The sequence below is a fragment of the Clostridium muellerianum genome, assembly GCF_012926525.1.
Classification (GTDB): Bacteria; Bacillota; Clostridia; order Clostridiales; family Clostridiaceae; genus Clostridium_AM; species Clostridium_AM muellerianum.
In genome coordinates this window covers 87,547-111,217 of the sequence record NZ_JABBNI010000006.1, presented here as the reverse complement: position 1 = coordinate 111,217, position 23,671 = coordinate 87,547, and the positions used below count along the sequence as shown (strand labels likewise).

21 protein-coding genes and 1 pseudogene are annotated in these 23,671 nt (G+C 28.8%); 19 read left to right on the top strand and 3 right to left on the bottom strand.

Annotated elements, in window-relative coordinates; translation table 11 throughout:
* Positions 1-243 precede the first annotated feature (243 nt).
* From HBE96_RS26590 to HBE96_RS02550, 4 genes are all read left to right on the top strand, one after another.
* On the top strand, positions 244-378 hold the full coding sequence (locus HBE96_RS26590; protein ID WP_281064321.1) for a hypothetical protein: 135 nt from the start codon (positions 244-246) through the stop codon (positions 376-378).
* A gap of 614 nt (positions 379-992) precedes the next feature.
* Positions 993-1,604 carry a DNA-3-methyladenine glycosylase gene (locus tag HBE96_RS02560; RefSeq protein ID WP_169296202.1) on the top strand — a complete coding sequence of 204 codons (612 nt, stop codon included), beginning with the start codon at positions 993-995 and terminating at the stop codon, positions 1,602-1,604.
* 18 nt (positions 1,605-1,622) lie between these two features.
* Entirely contained in the window at positions 1,623-1,868 is a 246-nt protein-coding gene (locus HBE96_RS02555) for a GIY-YIG nuclease family protein (RefSeq protein WP_169296201.1), read from the top strand.
* A gap of 80 nt (positions 1,869-1,948) precedes the next feature.
* Positions 1,949-3,016: a mannose-1-phosphate guanylyltransferase gene (locus tag HBE96_RS02550; RefSeq protein WP_169296200.1), complete on the top strand. Its 1,068-nt coding sequence runs from the start codon at positions 1,949-1,951 to the stop codon at positions 3,014-3,016.
* 139 nt (positions 3,017-3,155) lie between these two features.
* On the opposite strand, the gene HBE96_RS02545 is transcribed toward HBE96_RS02550, so the two are convergent.
* On the bottom strand, positions 3,156-4,232 hold the full coding sequence (locus HBE96_RS02545) for a M24 family metallopeptidase (protein ID WP_169296199.1): 1,077 nt from the start codon (positions 4,230-4,232) through the stop codon (positions 3,156-3,158).
* A 296-nt stretch (positions 4,233-4,528) separates the two neighbouring features.
* Between HBE96_RS02545 and larC the strand changes: the two are divergent.
* The 4 genes and pseudogenes from larC to HBE96_RS02525 form a co-directional block, all read left to right on the top strand.
* Positions 4,529-4,678 (top strand): annotated as a pseudogene (gene larC / locus HBE96_RS02540) (nickel insertion protein); the annotation flags it as partial.
* A gap of 224 nt (positions 4,679-4,902) precedes the next feature.
* Entirely contained in the window at positions 4,903-5,592 is a 690-nt protein-coding gene (larB, locus tag HBE96_RS02535) for a nickel pincer cofactor biosynthesis protein LarB (RefSeq protein WP_425350699.1), read from the top strand.
* A 204-nt stretch (positions 5,593-5,796) separates the two neighbouring features.
* The gene (locus HBE96_RS02530; protein WP_169296197.1) at positions 5,797-7,179 is read left to right on the top strand and encodes a radical SAM protein; all 1,383 of its coding nucleotides are present in this window, start codon (positions 5,797-5,799) and stop codon (positions 7,177-7,179) included.
* A 186-nt stretch (positions 7,180-7,365) separates the two neighbouring features.
* On the top strand, positions 7,366-8,634 hold the full coding sequence (locus HBE96_RS02525; protein ID WP_169296196.1) for an ABC transporter substrate-binding protein: 1,269 nt from the start codon (positions 7,366-7,368) through the stop codon (positions 8,632-8,634).
* 144 nt (positions 8,635-8,778) lie between these two features.
* On the opposite strand, the gene HBE96_RS02520 is transcribed toward HBE96_RS02525, so the two are convergent.
* The gene (locus HBE96_RS02520; protein WP_169296195.1) at positions 8,779-9,897 is read right to left on the bottom strand and encodes a glycosyltransferase family 4 protein; all 1,119 of its coding nucleotides are present in this window, start codon (positions 9,895-9,897) and stop codon (positions 8,779-8,781) included.
* A 154-nt stretch (positions 9,898-10,051) separates the two neighbouring features.
* Here HBE96_RS02520 and HBE96_RS02515 point away from each other — a divergent pair, with 154 nt between their 5' ends.
* From HBE96_RS02515 to HBE96_RS02495, 5 genes are all read left to right on the top strand, one after another.
* Positions 10,052-11,059, top strand: coding sequence for a CotS family spore coat protein (locus HBE96_RS02515; RefSeq protein ID WP_169296194.1), 1,008 nt, complete (start codon positions 10,052-10,054; stop codon positions 11,057-11,059).
* 21 nt (positions 11,060-11,080) lie between these two features.
* Positions 11,081-11,284, top strand: a complete 204-nt coding sequence (locus HBE96_RS02510) for a hypothetical protein (RefSeq protein ID WP_169296193.1) — start codon at positions 11,081-11,083, stop codon at positions 11,282-11,284.
* A 21-nt stretch (positions 11,285-11,305) separates the two neighbouring features.
* Complete coding sequence (locus HBE96_RS02505) at positions 11,306-12,067, top strand: spore coat protein (protein WP_169296192.1); 762 nt, start codon at positions 11,306-11,308, stop codon at positions 12,065-12,067.
* Positions 12,068-12,079: 12 nt separating this feature from the next.
* Entirely contained in the window at positions 12,080-13,096 is a 1,017-nt protein-coding gene (locus HBE96_RS02500) for a CotS family spore coat protein (protein ID WP_169296191.1), read from the top strand.
* A 202-nt stretch (positions 13,097-13,298) separates the two neighbouring features.
* On the top strand, positions 13,299-13,883 hold the full coding sequence (locus HBE96_RS02495; RefSeq protein ID WP_169296190.1) for an ECF transporter S component: 585 nt from the start codon (positions 13,299-13,301) through the stop codon (positions 13,881-13,883).
* Positions 13,884-13,970: 87 nt separating this feature from the next.
* Here the strand turns inward: HBE96_RS02495 and HBE96_RS02490 are convergent, their stop codons facing one another.
* Positions 13,971-15,095, bottom strand: a complete 1,125-nt coding sequence (locus tag HBE96_RS02490; RefSeq protein ID WP_169296189.1) for a glycosyltransferase family 4 protein — start codon at positions 15,093-15,095, stop codon at positions 13,971-13,973.
* Between the two features lie 114 nt (positions 15,096-15,209).
* Between HBE96_RS02490 and HBE96_RS02485 the strand changes: the two genes are divergently transcribed.
* The 6 genes from HBE96_RS02485 to cphA all read left to right on the top strand — a co-directional run bounded on the left by HBE96_RS02485 (position 15,210) and on the right by cphA (position 23,616).
* A complete protein-coding gene (locus HBE96_RS02485) occupies positions 15,210-16,205 on the top strand; it encodes a CotS family spore coat protein (RefSeq protein WP_169296188.1) in 996 nt (331 codons plus the stop codon).
* Between the two features lie 217 nt (positions 16,206-16,422).
* A complete protein-coding gene (gene yabG, locus HBE96_RS02480; RefSeq protein WP_169296187.1) occupies positions 16,423-17,298 on the top strand; it encodes a sporulation peptidase YabG in 876 nt (291 codons plus the stop codon).
* Positions 17,299-17,500: 202 nt separating this feature from the next.
* A complete protein-coding gene (locus HBE96_RS02475; RefSeq protein WP_035775371.1) occupies positions 17,501-17,737 on the top strand; it encodes a Veg family protein in 237 nt (78 codons plus the stop codon).
* 453 nt (positions 17,738-18,190) lie between these two features.
* Entirely contained in the window at positions 18,191-19,750 is a 1,560-nt protein-coding gene (locus HBE96_RS02470) for a DUF3794 and LysM peptidoglycan-binding domain-containing protein (RefSeq protein WP_169296186.1), read from the top strand.
* Between the two features lie 400 nt (positions 19,751-20,150).
* Positions 20,151-20,972: a cyanophycinase gene (locus HBE96_RS02465; RefSeq protein ID WP_169296185.1), complete on the top strand. Its 822-nt coding sequence runs from the start codon at positions 20,151-20,153 to the stop codon at positions 20,970-20,972.
* A gap of 25 nt (positions 20,973-20,997) precedes the next feature.
* A complete protein-coding gene (gene cphA, locus HBE96_RS02460) occupies positions 20,998-23,616 on the top strand; it encodes a cyanophycin synthetase (protein ID WP_169296184.1) in 2,619 nt (872 codons plus the stop codon).
* Positions 23,617-23,671 lie beyond the last annotated feature (55 nt).

Below are 23,671 nucleotides of genomic sequence, written 5' to 3'. Positions count from 1 at the left end.
TGTTAACAAAATGAGTAAGGGAGTCCATGATATTGAAATTATGGCCTTTTTTTTAAGAATAAAACGTTACTAAATGAAAAAACTAACTAAGAAGAAAGGTTATATTATAAAGGGAGTGCTAAAAGATGAGTAAATCTAAAAAAAGTAATGTAAATGCAAGGGAAGTTAACATAGGAACTAAAAGAACAGAGGATAGCAAAGTATTAGAAAAACAACATAAAAAACAAAGAAAGGTTGATTAATATGAATAAGGTAGAGAAAAGAGATTTGCAGAATGACTTTAAAAAAACACACAATAAACCAGGAAGTTATTCTACACCTGAAGAAGAGGGCAGAGAAATTAAAAAAGATAGAAATAGCGTTAGAACAACGGATTAAATGGTTTTAAACGTAAAAAATTAATTCATGTATTAAGCATAATGTGACGTAAAGGTGCAGTAGTAGTTTGGATTTTAACTTTTACTCCATGATATATGGTAAGTGTTTCATCACTGCTAAATGTTTTAATTATTCTAAAGCTCGAAATTTTTGAAAGCCTAAGAACTTTGTCAAACTCGGTTCCCTCAAACAGGACTAAAGTTCTAAGGCTTTCAAAAATTTTGAACTAAGAATAATACTAAAACAATTTAGCTAATGTGATGAAACACTTACCATATATCACTACATAAAAGTTAAAATCCAAACTAGTAACTTCAAGCGTACGCATATAATTAAATTGTCATAAGTTATTTTCTATTTTGCATAAATATTTCGAAAGAGATTGATCATAATGTATTATAAGCAATTTTTAATATTAAAATTACAATAGTTACTACACAACTTTTTAGGTGGAGGGAGCTTTTATACACCATATATTCAATGCGGACTCCACCTAAAAAGTTGCTTCGCAATATTTTTAAATTTAGGATTAATATTTTAAAACTATTAAAATTTAATATATAATATATGTAGCAAGTGAAATTTTAATTTATTTGTGTTAGGATGACGATAAAATGAAAAAATTAAGCAGAGACTTTTATAATAGAGATACTCTTATAGTTGCAAAAGAACTTTTAGGGAAGAATTTGGTACATGAAATAGGTGGAAAAAAACTAGTGGGTAAAATAGTAGAAGTTGAAGCATATATGGGACCATTAGATAAAGCAGCCCATTCCTATAGTGGGAAAATGACACCTAGAACAGAACCTATGTATGGAAAATCAGGAGTTGCTTATGTATATTTTATATATGGTATGTATTATTGTTTTAACATAGTTACACAAGAAGAAGGAAGACCAGAAGCAATTTTAGTTAGGGCAATAGAACCCGTAGAAGGGTTAGAATATATGGTTTTGAATAGGTATAACAAAACTTATGAAGACTTAACTAGATATCAAATAAAAAATTTAGTAAATGGACCAGGAAAATTGTGTATTGCTATGGGTATAGATAAGACATTGAATAAAGAAGATTTGTGTGGAAACAAGTTATATATAGAAGAAGGTAAAGATAATAGCTTTGACATAAAAACAGCTAAAAGAGTAGGAATAGATTATGCAGAAGAAGCAAAAGATTACCTGTGGAGATTTTACATACATGGTAATCCTAATGTATCTGTAAAATAGTTTAAAAGGAAACTTTATATGAATTACGTTTATATAATACAATGTTCAGATGGAACTTTGTATACTGGCTATACTAACAATTTAACTAAGAGAATAAAGACACATAATGAAGCAAAAGGTGCAAAATATACAAGAGGAAGATTACCGGTTAAATTAGTGTATTCTGAAGAATTTGCTACAAAAAGTGAAGCTTTAAAAAGGGAATATGCTATAAAAGCGATGAAAAGAAAAAATAAAATAGAACTTATTAATAGTATTAAGTAAATGTATACAGATATTTTTCACAATTATATAAAGAGTCACATATTATAACAATATAGCAAGCGTAATTTGGAGTGAAAGTATTGTTATATGCACTAATTCTTGCAGGTGGTAAGGGAACTAGACTTTTTCCACTTTCTCGATCTAAAAATCCGAAGCAATTTCTAAAGGTTGTAGATAATAAAAGTTTTTTAAGAAATACCGTTGATAGAATAATGCCTTTGGTAAACAAAAATAATATATATGTAGTTACTAATAAGGAATATATAGACAAGGTATATATAGAGTTAGGTGATATAGATAAGAATAATATTTTTATAGAGCCTGAAAATAAGGAAACAGCAACCTGTATAGCTCTTTCTGCAGCAAAGTTATTTAAAAAAGATCAAGATGCTACAATGATAATTTTGCCATCAGATCATTATATTGAAAATGAAAAATTATTTAAAAACACAATTTTACAGGCTGTAGGAATTGCTGAAAAAAAGCGAGGGTTAATAACCATAGGAGTAAAACCTACAAGAGCAGAGACAGGGTATGGATATATAGAAATGGGTGAAGAAGTAAATCCTGATATTAAGGCTTTCAAAGTAGAAAGATTTTTAGAAAAACCTAATGCTGAAGTTGCAAAGGACTTATTAATGAAAGGGACCTATTTGTGGAACAGCGGAATATTTGTATGGAGGGCAGATGTGTTTTTGAGGGAAATGCAGAAGTATCTTCCTAAAATGTATAAAAGTATTATGGTTATATATGATGAACTGGATACTAGTAATGAAGAAAAAACTATAAAGGAACAGTATAAAATTATAGATGGAATATCTGTGGATTTTGGAATAATGCAAAAAACAAGAAAGGCATATGTTATAAAATGTGATTTCACATGGGATGATATGGGGACATTTGCTGCATTATCAAGATTTCTAAAAAAGTACAAAAGTAATAATGTAATGGGTAATGTGTTTATGGAAGCTAGTGAAAATTGTAGCGTCTTTGCTAAGGATAGGTTAATAATAACTTTTGGAGCTAAGGATTTAATAATAGTGGATGATGGAGATGTAGTACTAGTTATGGATAAAAATAAGGATCAAGAAATAAAGTATCTTGTAAATTTATTGAGAAGTGAAGATAGTATGGATAAGTATTTATAAAACCATAAGGTTATGTAAAAAATATGTCATTGGAATATTATTTTTATAATCACATTTAGAGTAACCAGTGTATTTATAGTAAAAGCTATGAAAATAAGTGCTAAACTTATATTTCATAGCTTTTTAAATTATAGTTTTATTATTCTATTATCATTAGTTCTTTATCATATTTATTAAGAACTTCACAACCATCCTCTGTTACAAGAACTAAATCTTCTATTCTAACACCTACTTCTCCTGTTAGATAAATACCTGGTTCTATAGAGAATATTTGACCTGGTTGAACTCTATCAGTATTTGCAGATGAAACATCACCGAAGTCATGGACTTCTATACCTATTGAATGTCCAGTTCTGTGAGTGAAGTATTTTCCATAACCGTGATCTTCAATATAATTTCTAGCAGCTGCATCAATATCGCAGAAACGAACACCAGCTTTAACTACATCTATAGCACGTTTATTGGCTTCTAAGACTATGTTATATACTTCTTTTGCTTTATCTGAAGCATGTTTATAAAATACTGTTCTGGTCATATCTGCACAGTAGGAATTCTTTCTGCATCCTATATCTAGAATTACACTGTCACCTTCTTTAACTGTGGAATTATCTATTTCATGATGAGGGTCAGCAGCGTTTGCACCATAAGCTATAATAGGATCAAAAGAATGTCCTTCACAACCTAAGTCTTCATAAATGCTTAACAAAAGTTGTCCCATTTTCTTTTCAGAATGTTTTTCAGGAATAAGTTTAATTAGTTTGTCCACTGATATATCGTTTATTCTTGAAGCTTCTCTCATAAGATCCTTTTCTTTTTCATCTTTACACATTCTAACTCTATCTAGAATTGCAGAACCATTTACAAATGTGCTACCACCTTTTAATTCCATAAGTCTTAAAAGAAAACGTGCAGGCCAGTTTTTATCAACTCCCATTGGTTTTTCTTTATCTACATATTTTGAAACTATTTCTACTGCGTCTTGAGTATCATTAAACCATATTTTTTCAACACCTAAATCGTCTTGTACTGGGAATAATTCGTTGATGAATAATTTATGTGATCCTTTAAGATTTATATAAAGAGCTAGCATTCTTTCGCCAGGATGAATCCATTTTCCAGTTAAATAGAAAATAGCAGCTGAATCGGAAACTAGCATTTGAGGTATATTTTGGCGTTCCATTTCTTTCAGTAATTTATTAAGTCTTTGTTTATTCATGAATATTTCCTCCTTTAGTGATGATATATTTATATATTTAATTATGGGTTAAAGTAATAAAAATTGCAAATATTGAAAAATATAACATTGGGCAGTACAAGGTATTTATATATTTATATTATTACTTAGGGTCCCGTTTCCTTAAAAATTTTATTTTTCAATTTAGTATAATGTTTAAACATTAAAGCGACATATGATAGAATAGCAAGTGAAACTTAATGTTTTCAAATCTAAAAAAGTGAAAAATGGCTATGTAAATTTAAACACAAAATAACTAAAATAATAAGGGGTTGAATATTTTGAAAATACTTTATTATGATTGTTTTTCAGGGATAACTGGAGATATGAATTTAGGAGCTTTAATTGATCTAGGTGTAGATAAACAGTATCTTTTAAAAGAGCTTTTAAAGATGAATATTGATGGATATAAAATAGAAATAAAAAAATAGCTTTAGATAATGGTGTAGCTATAACTGAAGTATATAGAGAGATATTTTCTAAAATTTAAGAAGTTGGGTTATATGTAATCTTAGATTTATAAAAATGTAAATGAAAACTTAAATAATGAAAATGCATTAATAATTAATAATATACATTAGAAAAGAGTGATATTGTGGATATAAAGGAAACTAGGGAACTTTTAGAAAGTGTAAAAAATGGTTCATTAGATATAGAAAAAGCATTAAAAAAGCTTGAAGATTTACCATTTAAAGATTTAGGGTATGCTAAAATTGATAATCATAGAGAACTCAGAGTTGGATATCCAGAAGTTATATATTGTGCTGGCAAAACGGTTGAACAGGTTAAAGGTATAGTTGAATTTATGATTACAAAGGGAAACAATATATTAGGAACTAGGGCTTCAAAAGAGATCTATGAGGCTGTAAAACTTATATGTCCTAAAGCAGAATATAATGATAAAGCAAGAACTATAACTATAAAAAATAAGGAAGTAGAAACTAGCAGCACGTATATAGCCATAGTTACAGCTGGAACTTCTGATATACCTGTAGCGGAAGAAGCAGTAGTAACTGCAGAGATATTTGGAAACAAGGTAGAGAGAATATATGATGTAGGAGTGGCAGGAATACATAGACTATTTGATAGGTTAAACGTAATAAGACAAGCTAAAGTGATTGTAGTAGTAGCTGGCATGGAAGGTGCATTAGCTAGTGTACTTGGAGGACTTGTAGATAAGCCTATTATTGCAGTACCAACTAGTGTAGGATATGGTGCTAACTTTGGAGGACTTTCAGCACTTTTATGTATGTTAAACAGTTGTGCCAGTGGTGTAAGTGTGGTAAATATAGATAATGGTTTTGGAGCTGGTTATTTATCTAGCATGATAAATAAGTTATAGTTCATAATTAGGCAGTTGAAAGAGAACCCTGATATTTTATAGACATAAATAAAATAAATATGTATATAATCTTATAAAGGAATATTTAACCAATACGGGTTATTGGATAATTTACCTAAGCTTAGAGGGAGAAACAAATTCCCGCTAAGTAAGATTCATTTATAATTGAGTCTATATATCATTACTTATCAGGGGGAATAGTAAATGAAGGTAACTGAAAGGTTAAAGAAAGTTGCTAAAGATACCTTGGTGAAAAGTGCATTAGAATTGCTAGAGAAGAATCCTGAAAAAAATATTGATAAGTTATTTGATCTAGTAAAAAAAACCGTTTATAAAGACAAAGAAAATTTAGAAAGAATACAGCAAGTAGAAAAATACTATAATGAAAATCCTGCTACACATGATTTTATAATAAATATGCTAAAGACTACAGATAAAAAATGTATGAACAAGTTTTTTGAAAACTTCTTATCAAATGCAATATGGTATGGAATGCCAAAGAGGCAAAAGTTTTTAGATGAGAAAGGTATAAAAATACCATTAGTAATACTTATAAGCCCATCAATGAGATGTAATTTAAATTGTACGGGGTGTTATGCAGCAAATTACAGCAAAGAAGATGACATACCTTATGAGGAAGTGGATAGGATTATAAAAGAGGCTAGACAGCTGGGAATTTATTATTTTATAGTGTTAGGAGGGGAACCATTTTTTAATAACCACATGCTTAAGATATATGAAAAATATAGCGATTGTATATTTACACCTTTTACCAATGGAACTCTTTTTAATGAAGAGCTGGCTAATAAAGTAAAACAACTCGGTAATGTGGTACCTATGTTTTCGCTAGAAGGGTTTGAAGAAGATACAGATACAAGAAGAGGAAAAGGAGTATTTAAAAAGGTTACTCATTCTATGGAATTGCTTAAGAAAAGAGGAATATTATTTGGCGTATCTACAGCTGTAAGTAGAAAAAATATAGATAGAGTTGTTTCTGATAAGTTTGTAGATATGCTTATAGAAAAAGGAGCTAAAATGAGCTGGTATTTCATATTTATGCCAGTAGGAAAGGAACAAGATGTTGATTTAATGCTTACACCGGAACAGAGAATCAATTTAGGAAAGAGAGTTAGACAAATAAGAAACTCAAAACCATATTTTATGATAGATTTTTTTAATGATGCTCCGTATGTGGGAGGATGTATAGCGGGTAAGTTTTATTGTCATATAAATTCCCATGAAGATGTTGAGCCGTGTGTTTTTGCTCACTTTTCAGTAGATAATTTGAAAAATAAAAATCTTATTGATGTATTTAAATCAGACTTTTTTAAAGAATTAAGAAGAAGGCAGCCTTATAATCAAAACTTATTAATGCCTTGTATGATGATAGATAATACTAATGTTATACGAGAAGTTGTAAAAAAGACAGGAGCTAAACCTACAGATGAAGGTGCTAGGATGATGATAGAAAATAAAGAATTTCAAAAATCTATAGATAAGGTGGCAGAAGAATTTAAGCCTTTGGCAGATAAAGCCTGGAAGGAAGACTTTGGATGTAAGGGGAATTATAAGATGTCGAAAGGATAAAAAGTAAATCCTAAAGGTTTTAATATACTATTTAAATCTTTAGGATTTACTTTTTGTGCTTAATTTTGTAACCAAAAACTAGTAAATAAATTGAAAAAACTAAATAAGTTTGATAATATATACTGGAAACAAACTAAAATGAGTAATCTATAGAAAAAGAATACTGTCTAGGACAGGGGAGATATTATGAAAAAGGGTATAAAAGTTTTAACCATGGCTGTTTTACTAACTATGATTACCTCTGCTATTTCTTGTAAAAGAAACAATTATGTATCAAAAAATACTGATGAGTTACAAGGAAAAGTTACAATATTAACAGATAAAAATCATGAGCAATCATTAAAGATGGCAGTGCAGAGTTTTCAAAAGTTACATAAAAAAGTAAATATAGATTTAAAAGTGGATGATAACTCATATGGAAAGTTTGAAGAGAGCGTTAAAAACAAAGATAAAACAATAGATATAATAACAATAGATGATTCATATACTCAATACTATTTAAACAAATTACCAGGTGCTTTTTTAGATGTATCAGATGATATGGGTAATTATAAAAATAAGGTATCAAAGGGCAAGGTTGGAAATTTAACTCAAAAAAGTAAAGTATATGGATTTCCATGGAGTACTTCTCCTAAAGTAATTTTATATAGAAAAGATATATTAGATTCAGAAGGAATTAATATGAATGATACTAAAACTTGGGATGATTATATTGAAGTGGGGAAAAAAGTTATTCAGGATAAAGGAAAAAAGGTTATTGGGAATGTAGAAAATGAGAACAGTGATATATATTTATTATTAGCAAATCAATTGGGAAAGTCATATTTTAATGAGGAAGGTAAACCTAGTTTTAATGATAAAGAATGGATTAGTGTTGTAGATATGGTAAAAAAAATGTATTCTCAGGGTACAGTTTGCGATTATAATACTAAAGAGGAACTTATTAATGCGGCTAAAAGTGAAGAAATAGTGTCATTTATAGCAAGTCCTAGTGATATAAGCTATTTTGTTAATAATGTACCTGATCAAAAGGGAAAGTGGAGTGTAATGAAGCTTCCATCTTTTGAACCTGGTGGTAACAGAGATACATCCTTAGGTGGATGTAACTTAATGATAAGTAAAATGTCCACTAATGTTAAATTGTCAAAGGAATTTATAAACTTTACCATAAGTGATAAGGAAGTTGATTTAGATTCTATGTTGAAATGTGGAAGTTTTCCCGTAGTTAATGATATATATAATTTAGAGAAATTTAATAAATTTGAAGACTACTTTAATGCTACAGTTTGGGATTTACTTGGGAATGTAGAAAATGGAGCTTATGCTGTAACATATACCCCATACTTTTTTAATATAAGGTATGATGTAAAAAATGCATTAGCTCAGCCTAATTTAGTTAATAAAGATACAAAGACGGTGTTAGATTCTATTCAAAAGTATGTGGAGAAAAAATAATGTGGAGTAATATACAAACAAAACGTTTACAATTTGTTAATTATAGTATATAATGTTTTATTATAAGGGTTTAATCATGGTGAATTTTAAAATATAAAAATGAAATCTCTTGACTGGGAACGGGGCAGTCAAGGGATTTTATTTTTATATTTTTAAAATTTTCTCGTAAGCTTCTAAGGTTTTTTCAGAAGTCTTTTCCCAGGAAAACTTAGCTGCCTGTTTTAAGCTTTTTGTATTTAATTTTTTTATTAAACGTTCACTATTTAATAGACGTTCTAAAGAATTCGAAAGACTTTCTACATCAAATGGATCTATTAAAATCCCAGCATCAGAAACTACTTCAGGTATAGATGAGATGTTAGAGGTTATTACAGCAGTTCCGCAGCTCATAGCTTCCAAAGGTGGAAGCCCAAAACCCTCATATATTGATGGATATACAAAAACACTGCAAGCGTTATAAAAAATAGGTAAATCATCTTCTTCAACGAATCCAGTAAACTTTACATTTGAACGTATATTCAAATCGTGGCTTAAGTCTTTGAGAAGACGACTATCATCTCTATTTGCCCCAATAATAACTAAATCATATTTTTGGGGAAGTTTATTGTAAATCTTAGAAAAGGCTACTAAAAGGGATTTAACATTTTTCCTAGGACTAAAACCACCTATATAAAGTATAAAAGGTTTATTTATATTATAGGTTTTACTTATGAATTTTTGGCATTTGGATTTGTCTAAAGGCTTATATTTTTTATCGGCGGCTAAAGGTGTTACAAAAACCTTGGATTCATCCATAGGGAAAAATTTTAATATATCTCTCTTTGAACATTCTGATACAGTTATAATTCCATCACAAGTTTCCATTATTTTTGGCATTTCTTTTAAAAATTTAATCAAATATCCTTTACCTACGGTTTCAGGAAGTATATAAGGTATTAAGTCGTGGATAGTAACGACTTTTTTACAGCTAATATTTGGAGAAAGACCAATACCATTTTGAGGAATATGATATATGTCTATATTTTCATTTCTTAAATTATTAGGAAAATAATATTGTTCAAAAAATTTATAGTATTTTTTTGAAGTCATTAATATTTTTGAATTCTCACTTCTGAAGGATTCATAATCACCACCAGACCAATACATGTGGTAAAGATTTTCTTTATGAGAGTTAATCATATATCTTAAAATTTTATCCGTATAGGTTCCTATACCAGTACCTTTATACCAGTTCACCCCTCTTGCATCAATTCCAATTTTCATATAGCTACCAACCTCCATTTAAAATAACTTTGAGGCCTTTTAAAAACTTATTGTATTATATATTATTAATATTACGTTCAAAGTGTGTCATTTAGCACATACATAGGTAATAATTCATATACTACATATATAGAATTGTTTTGGAGGAAAAGTTTTGGATTTATGTAGGATAAAAGAATTAGTAGAAGAAAATTATAAGCTTAATGTGGAACTTATAGAAAAGATAAAAAGTATATATAAAATTAAAACAAAGAATAAAAATTATTGTCTCAAATTTATTAAATATGATTTTGGACATTTTTTATTTATTATATCTGCTATAAAACATCTGCAAAACAATAAATTTGAATATATTCCTGAAATAATATTAACAAGTAAGCAAAAAGATCATGTGAACTTTCAAAATGAGTATGCCTATTTAACTCCCTGGATAGATTCAAGACAATTAAATTATAACAATCACCAGGATATATTACTTGCTTCATATAAACTAGCAGAACTTCATAAAAAAAGTAGTGGATTTGAAGTTACACCAGGTATGAATCCTAGGATAGGATGGTTTAAATGGATAAAAGTATTTGAAACAAGAAAAAATGAAATTTTTTCTTTTAAAAAAATAATAGACAATAATCAAAATCCTACAGAATTTGATTATGTTTATTTAAATGTTATGAAAGAAGAATTGGAACGAGCAGAGAGAGCTATAAAAAATCTTATAGAAACTAGGTATGTAGAAAGTATGGGGGAACAAATATTAAATAAGGGGTTCTGTCATCATGATTTTGCTAATCATAATTTATTGATGTCTAAAGATAGCAAATTAAATATTATAGATTTTGATTATTGTATATTAGATTCACATCTTCATGATCTTAGTAGTCTGCTCTTACGATGTATGAAATACGGAAAATGGAATATGGATACTGCATTAGATATAATTGATGCTTATAATTCAGTAAACGAAGTAAAAAGTGATAATATACCTATAATGGCATCATTTATGGAATTTCCGCAAGATTATTGGCAAACTGGAATACAATATTATTGGGAGAAACAGCATTGGGGAGAAGAATTCTTTTTAAATAAACTAAAAAGGATAGAGACGGATAGGCAGCAAAAACAAGAATTTATAGATGAATTTAGATTTAAGAAATATGATTAATTATTGCGGGAGGGTGAATTTATGGGAGGTAAAGAAAAATCTCATAAATGTATTAATGAAAATTTAAATGATATGGATCTAGAAAATTATGAAAATAAGTTAGAAAATTTGAAAAGATCTGTAAAGTCTTTAGAAGAAATTAAAAAAAGAAATAAGAAGATTTCAAAGCTGGAAAGAAAGCAAAAGAAAATATTGAAAGAAATAAAAAATAAAAGACATAAATAGCAATTCCAAGGAGGTTTGCTTGTGTATTATGAGAATGTTACAGAGTCATTCATAAAGTATTTGGAGTCAAAAGGAATCTATTGTGTAGAAAGTTTTTCAAATAGAATTAAATATAAAGATGTAAATGATGATATGATAAAAAATCAGGTTTATATAATAAGTGAATTTCATAGAAAAACTTTAGGATATACAGGATATATGAATAAAAGACTTAGTAACAATATTGGGAGAGTGGTGGAACAGTATAAAGTTAATATTAAAAGGCTTAATAAAGATCTAAAAAGGATACATCAAAATGGAGTAGATAATAAATTTGAAAAGGTACTTTTGAAAAGTGGTGAGTTTTATATAGATAGGGCTCAAAAGTGTATTGAAAGTATATACAAAAATGATTATATAGGTTTAATAATGAGAAGTACAAAAAGAATAGAAATGTGTATTGGAAACACTTATTTTAATAATTTAAGAAAATCAGAAAGTATAGAAGTTAAAGATATTGAAGGTTGCTGTTATAACATGGTTGAGATGGATTTAGCTTACCTCTTAAGTAAAATGAAAAGAAAGGGACTAGAAATAGATTTTAATAGTTTAACAAATGAGTTTTGCACATTAGAGAATCTTGATCAGAATAGTTCTAAGTTTATACTAGCAATTATATCATATCCATATGCATTTATGAAATGGTGTAATAGATATAGAGATAAAAGTCAGGAGTTTAATGAGGAAGAATATTTTTTGAAGCTTAAAAAAGCTATGAAGGAAGATGGAAATAGCTTAATTTAAAGAGGTGTTAAAATGGCAGACAAATATAATGAAAAAATGTATTTAACTAAATATGACCTATGTGTAGATTTATTTAACGAATTTGATTTAGTTATTAATGATGTAGTTCCTTTAAGAAGTGTTTATATGGTGTCTACGGATAAGGGAGAAAAAGTATTAAAAAAAGTAGAGTACACTGAGGAAGAATTAAAGTTTATATATAATGTAGCTAGTTATATAAGAAGTAAATTTCCAAGGGTGATGGATTTTGTAAAAAATAAAAGTAATGAAATTTACACCATATGGGATGGAAATATGTATTGTATAATGGATATGGTTGTAGGAACAGAATGTGATTTTAGCAGTCCTGTGGATTTAGACATTGCAGCAGAAGGTCTTGGAGAATTACATTTAGCCTCAGAGGGGTTTAAAACCAATTTATCCAATAGATGTAATACAGGAAAGCTTATAGATCAATTTAAGAGAAAAATTCAAGAAATGAATTTTTTCAAGAGCATAGCTAGTGCATATGAAAATAAAAGTGAATTTGATGAAATATTTGTAAAAAATGTAGACTATTATATAGAAGAAATAAATAAGAGTGTTCAAATGCTGGAGAAATCATACTACTATAAACTTTGCAGTGAGGAAGATAAAATAGTTGTATGTCATCATGATTTAGCACATCACAACATATTAATAAATCATGATAAAGCTTATTTTATAGATTTTGATTATGCCATAATAGATTTAAAAGTTCATGACTTATGCAATTTTATAAATAAAGTAGTAAAAAACTTTGCATTTGATATAGAAAAGTCAAAAAGAATACTAGAAAAATATTGTACAAAAAACACTTTGAACAAAAGAGAATTAGAAGTACTTAGTGCTATGTTAACCTTCCCGGATGATTTTTACAGTATATCTAAGGATTACTATACAAAACGTAAGGATTGGAATGAAAATGTGTTTTTAGAAAGAATGAAGAAAAAAAGCGGATATAAAGAAGATAGAGAAGAATTTTTACAACAATTTAAAAAGTTAGTTTAAAAGGTTAAAGAAGTAAGTTATATTTAAATTTACTTCTTTAACCTTTTAATGTATATTTATAAGTCTTTTTATTGAATTTGTAGAAGGCGTATGGTAAAATTTTAACAGTCAGTATTTATTATGAAACTGAACCTATATGTGTAATAAAAATTTTAATTTCCGACTTATATCCAATAATGGAATGAGAGCGAGGTAATGAAAGATGATTGAAAATGTTCTGTTAAGAGGAAAATTTAAGACTAGGCAGGTGACAATAATAGGAATGTTGTCTGCAGTAACTATAATTTTGGGAGCTACAGGTCTTGGATTTATTCCTATTCCACCGTTTAAAACTACAATTATGCATATTCCTGTTATAATTGGAGGTATAGTTGAAGGACCGGTAGTTGGTGCTTTTATAGGGTTGATGTTCGGGATTTTCAGCATTATACAAGCTATTAATACTCCAACCCCAGTATCATTTATATTTATAAATCCTTTGATTGCTATATTACCAAGAATGTTAATAGGAGTTACATCTTATTATGTTTATAAGTTGTTATGCAAAAAGTCCAAGAGCTTTGGAATAATATGTGGTACTGTAGTTGGGTCTTTTACTAATACTCTAGGCGTATTAGGACTGATTTATGTGATTTATATAAATGCTTATGCTAATGCATTGCATATAAGTTATAAAACCGCAGTAAATAGTCTTTTAGCTTTAGTTTTAAATGGCTTTATATCAGCAGGTATGGCTGTTGCAGTTTCTTTCCCAATAGTAATGGCACTAAAAAAGGTAAGAAAATAGTGTTGTTTAATTTTAAATTTTCATAAATAATACTGATATAAACGGCAAGCATATAATGTTTGCCGTTTCTTTTAACATGTCTACATTTTAATGATTTAAAGTTTTATCATATGCTAATAAGGTTTGTTTTGCTGTCTTTTCCCAGGTTAATTTTGAAGATCTTACGAGTCCTGAAAGAATAAGTTCTTCTCTTAAGTTTTTATCATATAATATTTTAAGCATGGAATTGCATAATTCATCTATATTATTAGGATCAATTAGTAATCCACTATTGCCAAGTACTTCAGGTACAGAAGTAGAATTAGAGCCTATTACAGGTATACCACAGGACATAGCTTCAATAGGAGGAAGGCCAAAACCTTCATAAAAAGAAGGATAAACAAATAATTTTGAAGCGTTATACAAGTAAGGTAAATGATCTATTAGAATGAATCCAGGAAAAATTATTTTATCAGATATATTTAATTCTTCCGCTCTTTTTTTATATAGTTCATAAGATTTACCCCTTTTACCTGCTATAACAAGTTTTATATCATTTTTGTAGTAGTTTAACAATTTACTAAAACCTTCAATAAGTCCGATAATATTTTTTCTAGGACTAAATCCACCTACATAAAGTATAAAATCTCCGTCTATAGAGTAGTTTTTTTTAATAATATTTTTACTTAACGCTTTATTTAAAGGCTTATATATATCTTCAGCTGCAAGGGGAGTTACATAAACTTTGTCTTCAGGAAAATTAAAAGCTTCTACAATATCTTTTTTTGAGTGGTTAGATACAGTAATTATTCCATCGCATTTAGAAACAATCATAGGAATTTGTTCAGAAAAGATTTTTAAGTATCTATGGCTTACTGTTTCAGGCATTTTGTATGGAATTACATCGTGAAGAGTAATAATGAAGCTACATTTTTTATCGTAAGGAAGACCCACTCCATTTTGTGGTATATGGTAAAGATCTATATCCTTATTTTTTAAAATGTTTGGAATGTTTACTTCATCCCAAAAACTACCTTCAGATTCTTCACTAATACTGCTTAGTTTAAAATTGCTTTTAAGAGGTATAGTGCTTTGTGAATTTTCGGGTGTAAAAAGTAAATAATCATTTGTATTATCAATTTTATTTAAACAATTAATTAATTGATAAGTGTAAGTACCTATGCCAGTTCCCCTATACCATTTCGCTGCCCGAGCATCAATTCCTACTTTCATAAGATTGTTCCTTTCAAATTTGTTATATTCTATTATATTAAAATCACTTTGAAAATGTTAATAATCTTCTAAATTACATTTCTACTTCATATAAATTTAATAGGGGTGATTAACATGATGAGAGAGTTTGAAATAGAAAGACAATTCAACATTAAAATTGAAAATATAAAGCCAAATAGGGGAGTATATCTATTAAAAAGTGATCAGGGTACAAAGTGTTTAAAAAAAATAAGTTATGGAACACAAAAACTTTTATTTGTTTATGGTGCTAAGGAACATTTGATAAAAAATGGGTTTCCAAATGTAGATAAATATTGTTTAAATGTAGATGGAAGTCCATATGCTATTATAAACGAGGATATATATACTCTTTCTGAGTGGATTCAAGGGAAAGAATGTGACTTTAAAAATAAAGAACATTTAATTAAAGCAGCTAAAAGTTTAGCACGTATGCACATAGCATCAAAGGGTTACGAACCACCTGAAAATAGTAAATTAAAAACAGATTTAGGTAGGTGGCCTAATCTTATAGAAAAAAGAGTAAAATCTATGGATAAAATGAGGGATATGGGAAGAAAAAAAAGCGTAAAAAGTAAGTTTGACTTAAATTATATGAAGACAGTGGAGTTCTATAAGGATCTTGGAAAAAGGTCTCTGAATGTAATTTTGGAATCAAGTTACATGGAATTATGCAGAATTGCAGAAGAAGAAAAAACATTTTGCCACCATGATTTTACTTATCATAATATAATAATTGATGAAAAAGATGAAATAAATGTAATAGACTTTGACTATTGTAAGAGGGAAATAAGAACTTATGATATATCGGCATTTATTATTAAAGTACTAAAAAGGTTAGATTGGAATATTGATTTTGCTAAACTTATAATTGATGCTTATAATGAAGTAAGTCCATTAAAGCATGAAGAGTATAGGGTATTATTTGGTTTCTTATTATTTCCTCAGCGATTTTGGAGGTTAGCAAATAGGTATTATTATAACGAGGTTAATTGGCCGCTGAATACTTTTAATAATAAGATGGAGGAATTGATTTCTGAACAGGAAAAGTATATTAATTTTATTAATCAGTTTAAAGATATGTATATTTAGGAAAAGGGTAAACTTATATAAAATTCATATTTAGGCATATAGCACATAGTAAATTAAAATATGATGCTAATATGTCTATTTATTTTTTCCAATTTATTAATGAAATTAACTAAGCTTAATAAAAATAGTAGTCATAAATGTATGATTTATGTAATATTCACCATTTATAAAAATAGAACATAGTATATACCATAGTCTTATATTGTGAGGGGTATATATGAAAGTAGATGATGTTGTTGTTAGAAAATCATATGGAAAAGATATTACTTTTAAAATTATAGATATAAATGAAGTTGATAATAATATTATTTATACATTAAAGGGAATAAACCTAAGAATAATTGCAGATTCTCCAGAAGAAGATTTAGAAATTGTACCTGATAATACGAAAACTCAGGAAGAAGAGGTGTTTAGTAGAAAGGTAAATGGATCAATTAAAAATGTTTTAGCAGGTAGAGAAGTAGTTGAAAGAGTTGAGAGAGGCTATAGAAGTTCAAGAGTATCTAGTACTTCTAACAAGGAACTTAAATTTGGAAGGCCAGGTAGGATATTACATGTAGATGGAGATGCAGAATACTTAGATGTATGTCTTAAAGTATATAAACAATTAAAATTAGATGTGGTAGGGAAAAATGTTGTTGAAAGTGAACAGCCTAGAATCATATTAGATTTGGTAAAAAAAGTTAAACCAGATATAGTGGTAATTACAGGACATGATTCTATAAGTAAAAATGTTAGAGACTATATGAATTTAGATAATTATAAAAACTCAAGGTACTTTGTTGAGTGTGTATCGGCACTTAGAAACTATGAAGCTAGTTATGACGATTTAGTTATATTTGCTGGAGCATGTCAATCATGCTATGAAGCTATACTAGATGCAGGTGCTAATTTTGCAAGTTCTCCTAAAAGAATATTAATACATTGCTTGGATCCTGTATTTTTAAGTGAAAGAATAGCTTATTCAAATATAGAAAAAGTAGTATCTATACAAGAAGCATTGGAAAACACTATAACTGGTACTAAAGGAATAGGTGGATTGCAGACAAGAGGTAAATATAGAGAAGGATTTCCTAAATCATCATATGTGTAAATTTTAGGGTTTTTAAAAATAGCTGTATATATGAGGAACTCTAAGGGAATAATACCTAAGGTATTAAAAAAATAAATATTTTAGTCAGTTAACAAAAAATTAATATTGACAAAACAAATTGTTAACTGATAAAATAAAATGTTTAGTTGACATTATATATGTTAGGATATATAATATAAAATGTGGAAAGAGGGTGTTTGTTGTGGAAAGAGGAAATGTATTGGCCTCCATAAAAAAAGATATTGAAGGTCATGTTGGCGATAAAGTAACTCTAAAAGCAAATGGTGGTAGAAGAAAAGTTTTTGTAAATAGTGGTATAATAGAAAAAGCTTATCCAAGTATATTTGTAATTAGATTAGAAAGTGACACCCAAAGGAAAGTGACTTATAGTTATTCGGATGTTTTGACAAAAACGGTTCAACTTGTTTTTGCAGTATAGTATTGGTACTAGGTTTTAGTACCAATTTTTTTTGCCCATTTTTAGAAAAATAAAAGATTAACTTAATGTGGAATACATAAATGAAATGCATATTTCTATTTGTGAGATGAATAAATGAATAGCTTTAAATTATAGATTTTAGATATTTACGCAACAAAAGAAAGATGGGTGGTTCCATCTTTCAACTATGGTATAAAAGGGTATTGAGAATTTATGAGAGGTTATATGGTCAACAACCATTTTTAATATTACCTGAAAATTTTGCAAATGTCAATATAGATAAACAGCATGCGACAGCATAAATTGAACAAAATATCAAAAAATGATGAATTTTGTAACAAATCAGCATAATCCCATTGCTTATTTGTTTAAAAACAATATAAGTTTTTATCATATTTTTTAGTTACTGTTTATATAAATAAATAGTAGGTTTTTATGGGAGGTAGATATAATATGGCTATGGAGCTGGTTAAAGAAAATATAGAATGTGAACAACTTTTAACAGAAAATTTTTGTGATACGGTAGTTAAATCAGAATATGTTATACCAGACACTCATCCGGATGTTATTCAAGTATTAATGATTAATGCTAAACCTAATATTACAAGCAAAGACGTAATGCAGGATAAAATTTTGGTAGAAGGTCAAATAGAGTATACAGTACTTTATTTAGCAAAGGAAGAAGAAGGAACGGGAGTTTACAGTACAAATTATACAGGTAGTTTTTCAAATTATGTAGATGTACCGGGAGCTGAACATAAGATGATATGCGATTGTGATTGTTATATTGAACATATAGAATGTGTAATAGTCAATGAAAGAAAGGTAGCTATTGAAGGAATCATAAAACTGAAAGCAGAAGTATTTAAAAATTATGATTTTAAGATAATAAAAGATGTTACAGGCTCGGAAGATATACAAATGTTAAAGAATCCTATGACTATGGATAAAATAGTTGGTACAGTTTCAGGAGATTTAATAGCTAAGTCTCATATAGAGGTTCCTATGGAAAATCCTCAGATAGGCAATGTACTTAAATGTGATGTTAAAGTTCACGATAAAGAGGTTAAGGTTCTAGACGAGAAGGTTTCAGTTAAGGCTAATGTTTTGGTATCGGTGCTTTATAGAGGTAAGGATTCTAAGGATATAGTTTATATTGAGAATAATGTTGACGTGGAAAAAGAACTAGACTTGAAAGAAGTAAGTCCTATGATGGATAGTTACAGCAGCTTCAAAGTTGATGCTATGGAATATAATGTAAAAGAAGACGATTTGGGAGAAAGTAGAATTGTTGATGTAGAGGCTATAATAAAATCAGATACAAAAGTTATGTATAAGGAAGAAATGGATATAGTTCATGATGCATATTCTCCTTCTGAATTAATGCAAATGGATAGAAAAGATTATCAAGTTAATGTTATACATGGACAATCCAGTTCAAAAAATCTAGTAAAGGGTACTATTGAATTAAGTAATAAACCTAAAGTTTCAAAATTAATTATGTGCTGTGGAGAAACATGTATTACAGATAAGAAGATAGTAGAAGATAAGGTAATCGTAGAAGGAGTTTTAAATGTAGAAACATTATATAAAACTTTTGATGAAGAAAATTATATATGTACAATTAATGAAGAAATACCATTTAGCTATGGGGTAGATATACCTGGTTGTAAAATTGATATGCAGTGTATAGCTAAAATGAGTCTTGAAAACTTAGAGGCATCTATTGAATTGGATAATATAGAAATAAAAGCTATAGTAGATATATATGCCAGAGTTAATTACTCAACGCATAAAGAGTTTTTAGTGGATATGGTTCCTGTAGAAGGAGAAATTCCTAAGAAAAAAGCTAGTCTTACTATTTATGTTGTACAACATGGAGATACACTATGGAAGATTGCAAAGAAATATTATACAACAATAGAATCATTAGTGGAACTTAATGATATAGAAGATGTAGATGCTATAAAAATTGGAGATAAACTTATAATACCAGGAAGAGCTGTAATATAAGCACATTGCGACACAACTTTTTCTAGAGGACATTTGACAGAGGACAGAGGACAGAGGACGGTGAAGGAGTATTTTTCTTCGCTGTGCTACGAAAAATCACATTGCATTGTCCTTTGTCCTCTGAAAAAATATTGTGTCACAATATTTTTAAATTTAACTACTAATTTACACTTTGTATGTATAAAGTCGTGGGTTTCCACGATTTTTTTCATATGCATAATAATTAAAAATGTGGTAATTATATAAGGTATCTATAAAGTACTACTTAAATCAGAGGTGAAATTTGTTTATGTGAGGTTTAATTTTGAAACAATTATTTAATTAGCAACAGTGCTTATCTCTCCGTTTTATAGAAAATGAAAATATTAAAAAACGGCTAGATGAAGAGGAGGCATATACTTTGGAATTAGAAGAAAAATTAGAAGGAAATTTAATAATAATAGGTGGTGCAGAGGATAAAAAGGGTCCTAAGGTGATATTAAAAGAAGTATGTAATAGGCTAGACAAAGAAAAAAGTATGTTAGTAATAGCTACTATTGCTTCAGAACTACCAGAAGAACTTGGAAGCGAATATACAAATATTTTTCAAAATTTAGGAGTGAAAAATATAAGAGTTTTAAACATAATGAATAGAAAAAGTGCTTTTGATAGAAATAATATACAAATGCTAGATAATGCTTCTTTAATCTTTTTTACAGGAGGAGATCAACTAAGAATAACAAGTTTAATAGGTGGAACACCATTGTATATGAAGATGAAGGAAATTTATGAAAAGAAGTGCATTTTTGTAGGGACTTCAGCAGGAGCTTCAGTTATGAGTGATACTATGATAGTAACAGGTCCTAATGAAGAATCTCCTAGAAAATGCACACTAAAGATGGCACCAGGACTAGGATTGATTAAGGGTGCAATAATAGACCAGCATTTTGCGCAAAGAGGAAGAATAGGAAGATTATTGGTGGGTATAGCAGAAAACCCTGAAAGCTTAGGAATAGGTATAGATGAAGACACTGCCATTGAAGTTTATGATAGTGGAAAGTTTAAAGTAATAGGCTCTGGAGCTGTATATATAATAGATGGAAATGGTATAACTTATAGCAATGTGTCAGAACAACATCCAGATGATATATTATCTATGTTTAACGTAAAATTACACATACTTAAGTGTGGAGATACATTTGATTTAATCAGCAAAAAACCAATTAGTAAATATGATATTTAGATATAGGAGGAAAATATATTCAAAAATGAAGATAGATGAGATTAAGGCTTTTGATGGTAGAAATATATATTCTCATAAAAAATGTATAAAAATTAATGTGGATTTGGAAGGATACAGTGATATTCCGACTAAAGAAATAAAAGGTTTTAATGAGAAATTAATTGAAATGATTCCTCAGTTGAAAGAACATAGATGCGGTATAGATGAAGACGGAGGATTTGTAAAAAGGCTTAAAGAGGGGACATATCTTGCCCATGTGTGTGAACATATTATAATAGCACTACAAAATATCTTGGGAATGGAAGTATCTTATGGAAAGGCTAGGGAAATATTTGGAGATAAATATTATATAATATATCAATATATATACAAAAATACAGCGGTGGAAACAGGTAAGGTAGCAGTAGGCTTAATAAATTCATTAATAAGAGATACAGCATTTGATTTAGAAAGTGATTTAAACTTGCTAAAAAGCATATTAAGAGAAGAAGAGTTAGGACCGAGCACGTTAAGTATAATAAAGGAAGTTAAAAAAAGGAATATACCTATTACAAAATTAGGCGAAGGTAGTATGTTTCAATTGGGTTATGGTAGAAATAGCAAAATTATGGAAGCAACAATTGATGGTAATACTAAAACTGTAGCGGTGGATATAGCTTGTGATAAGTTATTGACCAAAGAGCTTTTATATAATCAATGTTTGCCTGTAGCAGAAGGCGGATTAGTAAGAAATAGTTTAGAATTATTGACTAAGGCTAATAGGATAGAATATCCTGTTGTTTTGAAACCTAGGTATGGGAATCAAGGTAAAGGTGTAATTGTTAATATAAAAAATGATAAAGAAGCTATTAGAGCTTATAGAAGTTTATCTGAAAATTTCGACAACATAATAATCGAGAAAAACATATTTGGAAAAGATTATAGGGTATGTGTTGTGGATGGTGAGGTAGTGGCAGTATCTCAAAAAATACCACCTTACGTTATAGGCGATGGAATAAGAAGTGTAAAACAGCTTATAGATCAATTAAATAAAGACCTAAGAAGGGGAGAAGGGCATGAAAAGCCGTTAACTAAAATAAAAGTAGATGAAGAGCTAAAAATAACTATTCTAAAAAAAGGATATAATTTAGAAAGTGTTATAAGAAAAGGAGAAAAGTTAATATTAAGAGAGACTGCTAATTTATCTACTGGAGGAGAAGCCATAGATTGTACAGATGATATATGTGAAGAGAATATAGAAATGTGTAAAAGAGCAGCAAAAACTATAGACCTTAATATATGTGGTATAGATGTGTGCTGTAGCGATATAAGCAAACCTATAGGCAAAGATGGAGCTATAATAGAAGTAAATGCAGCACCAGGAATAAGAATGCACCATTATCCAAGTAAGGGAGCAAGTAGAAATGTAGCAGGGGCTATAGTGGATATGATGTTTAAAGATACTCCTAAAAGCACACCTATTATATCTGTAACAGGTACAAATGGTAAAACTACAACAACAAGACTTATAGCACATGTAATGAGTTTAGCAGGATATAATGTAGGTATGACTACTACAGGAGGAATATATATAAACAATAAGTGTGTAGAAAAAGGTGATACTACAGGGTATGATAGTGCTAAAGTTATTCTTAGCAGTAAGGAAATAGATGCGGCAGTATTAGAAACGGCCAGAGGCGGTATGATAAGAAGAGGCCTTGCGTATGATTTGGCAGATGTAGGAGTTATAACAAACATTACTGAGGATCATTTAGGTATAGATGGAATAGATACAATAGAAGATTTAGCGTATGTAAAATCATTAGTTGCAGAAGCTATCAAAAGTAAGGGATATGCAGTTATAAATGCAGATGATCCTGTTAGTGTTACGATTTTGAATAGAATTAAAAGCAGCATAATCATGTTTTCTAAGGATAAGTATAATCCTATACTTATAAATAATATAAAGCAAGGTGGATATGGCATATATACACATGAAGGAATTATATATGTTGAAAATCAGGATCAAATACTGCCTATAGTGAAAGTAGAAGATGTAATGATTACATTAAATGGTAAGTTAGCATACAATGTAGAAAATGCTATGGCTGCTTGTGCGGCACTTGTAGGGCTTAAGGTTAAATATTCTACTATAAGAAAAGGGTTAATTAGTTTTTATGGAGATGAAAATTGTAATCCAGGAAGATTTAACATATACAATGTAAATGGAGCTAAAGTTATATTAGATTATGGGCATAATATAGAAGGATATAAAGCTGTAATTAATGGTGCTAAAAGTATGAAACATAAGAGGCTAGTAGGAATAATAGGTGTTCCCGGAGATAGAACGAATAGTAGTACAGAATATATAGGTGAAATTTCAGGAGAAAGTTTTGATTATATCTATATAAAAGAGGATATGGATAAAAGGGGAAGAAAAACTGGTGAAATTGCAAGTATATTAAAAAAGGGTGTTATAAATTCCGGCTTTGATAAAAGGAAAGTTGAGGTTATATTAGATGAACAGGAAGCTTTAAGGAAAGCTATAGATAATGCAGTAATAGGAGATTTAATTATAATATTTTTTGAAAAGCTAGAGCCATTAGCAAAATTAGTAAAAGAAAAAGTAAATACAGATAAAAAACAGGTTGCAGTAACTATATAATTAAATGGTAAGTTTCAGAAAAATTAAAGCCGTGCCTTTGAAAATTTATTTTTAA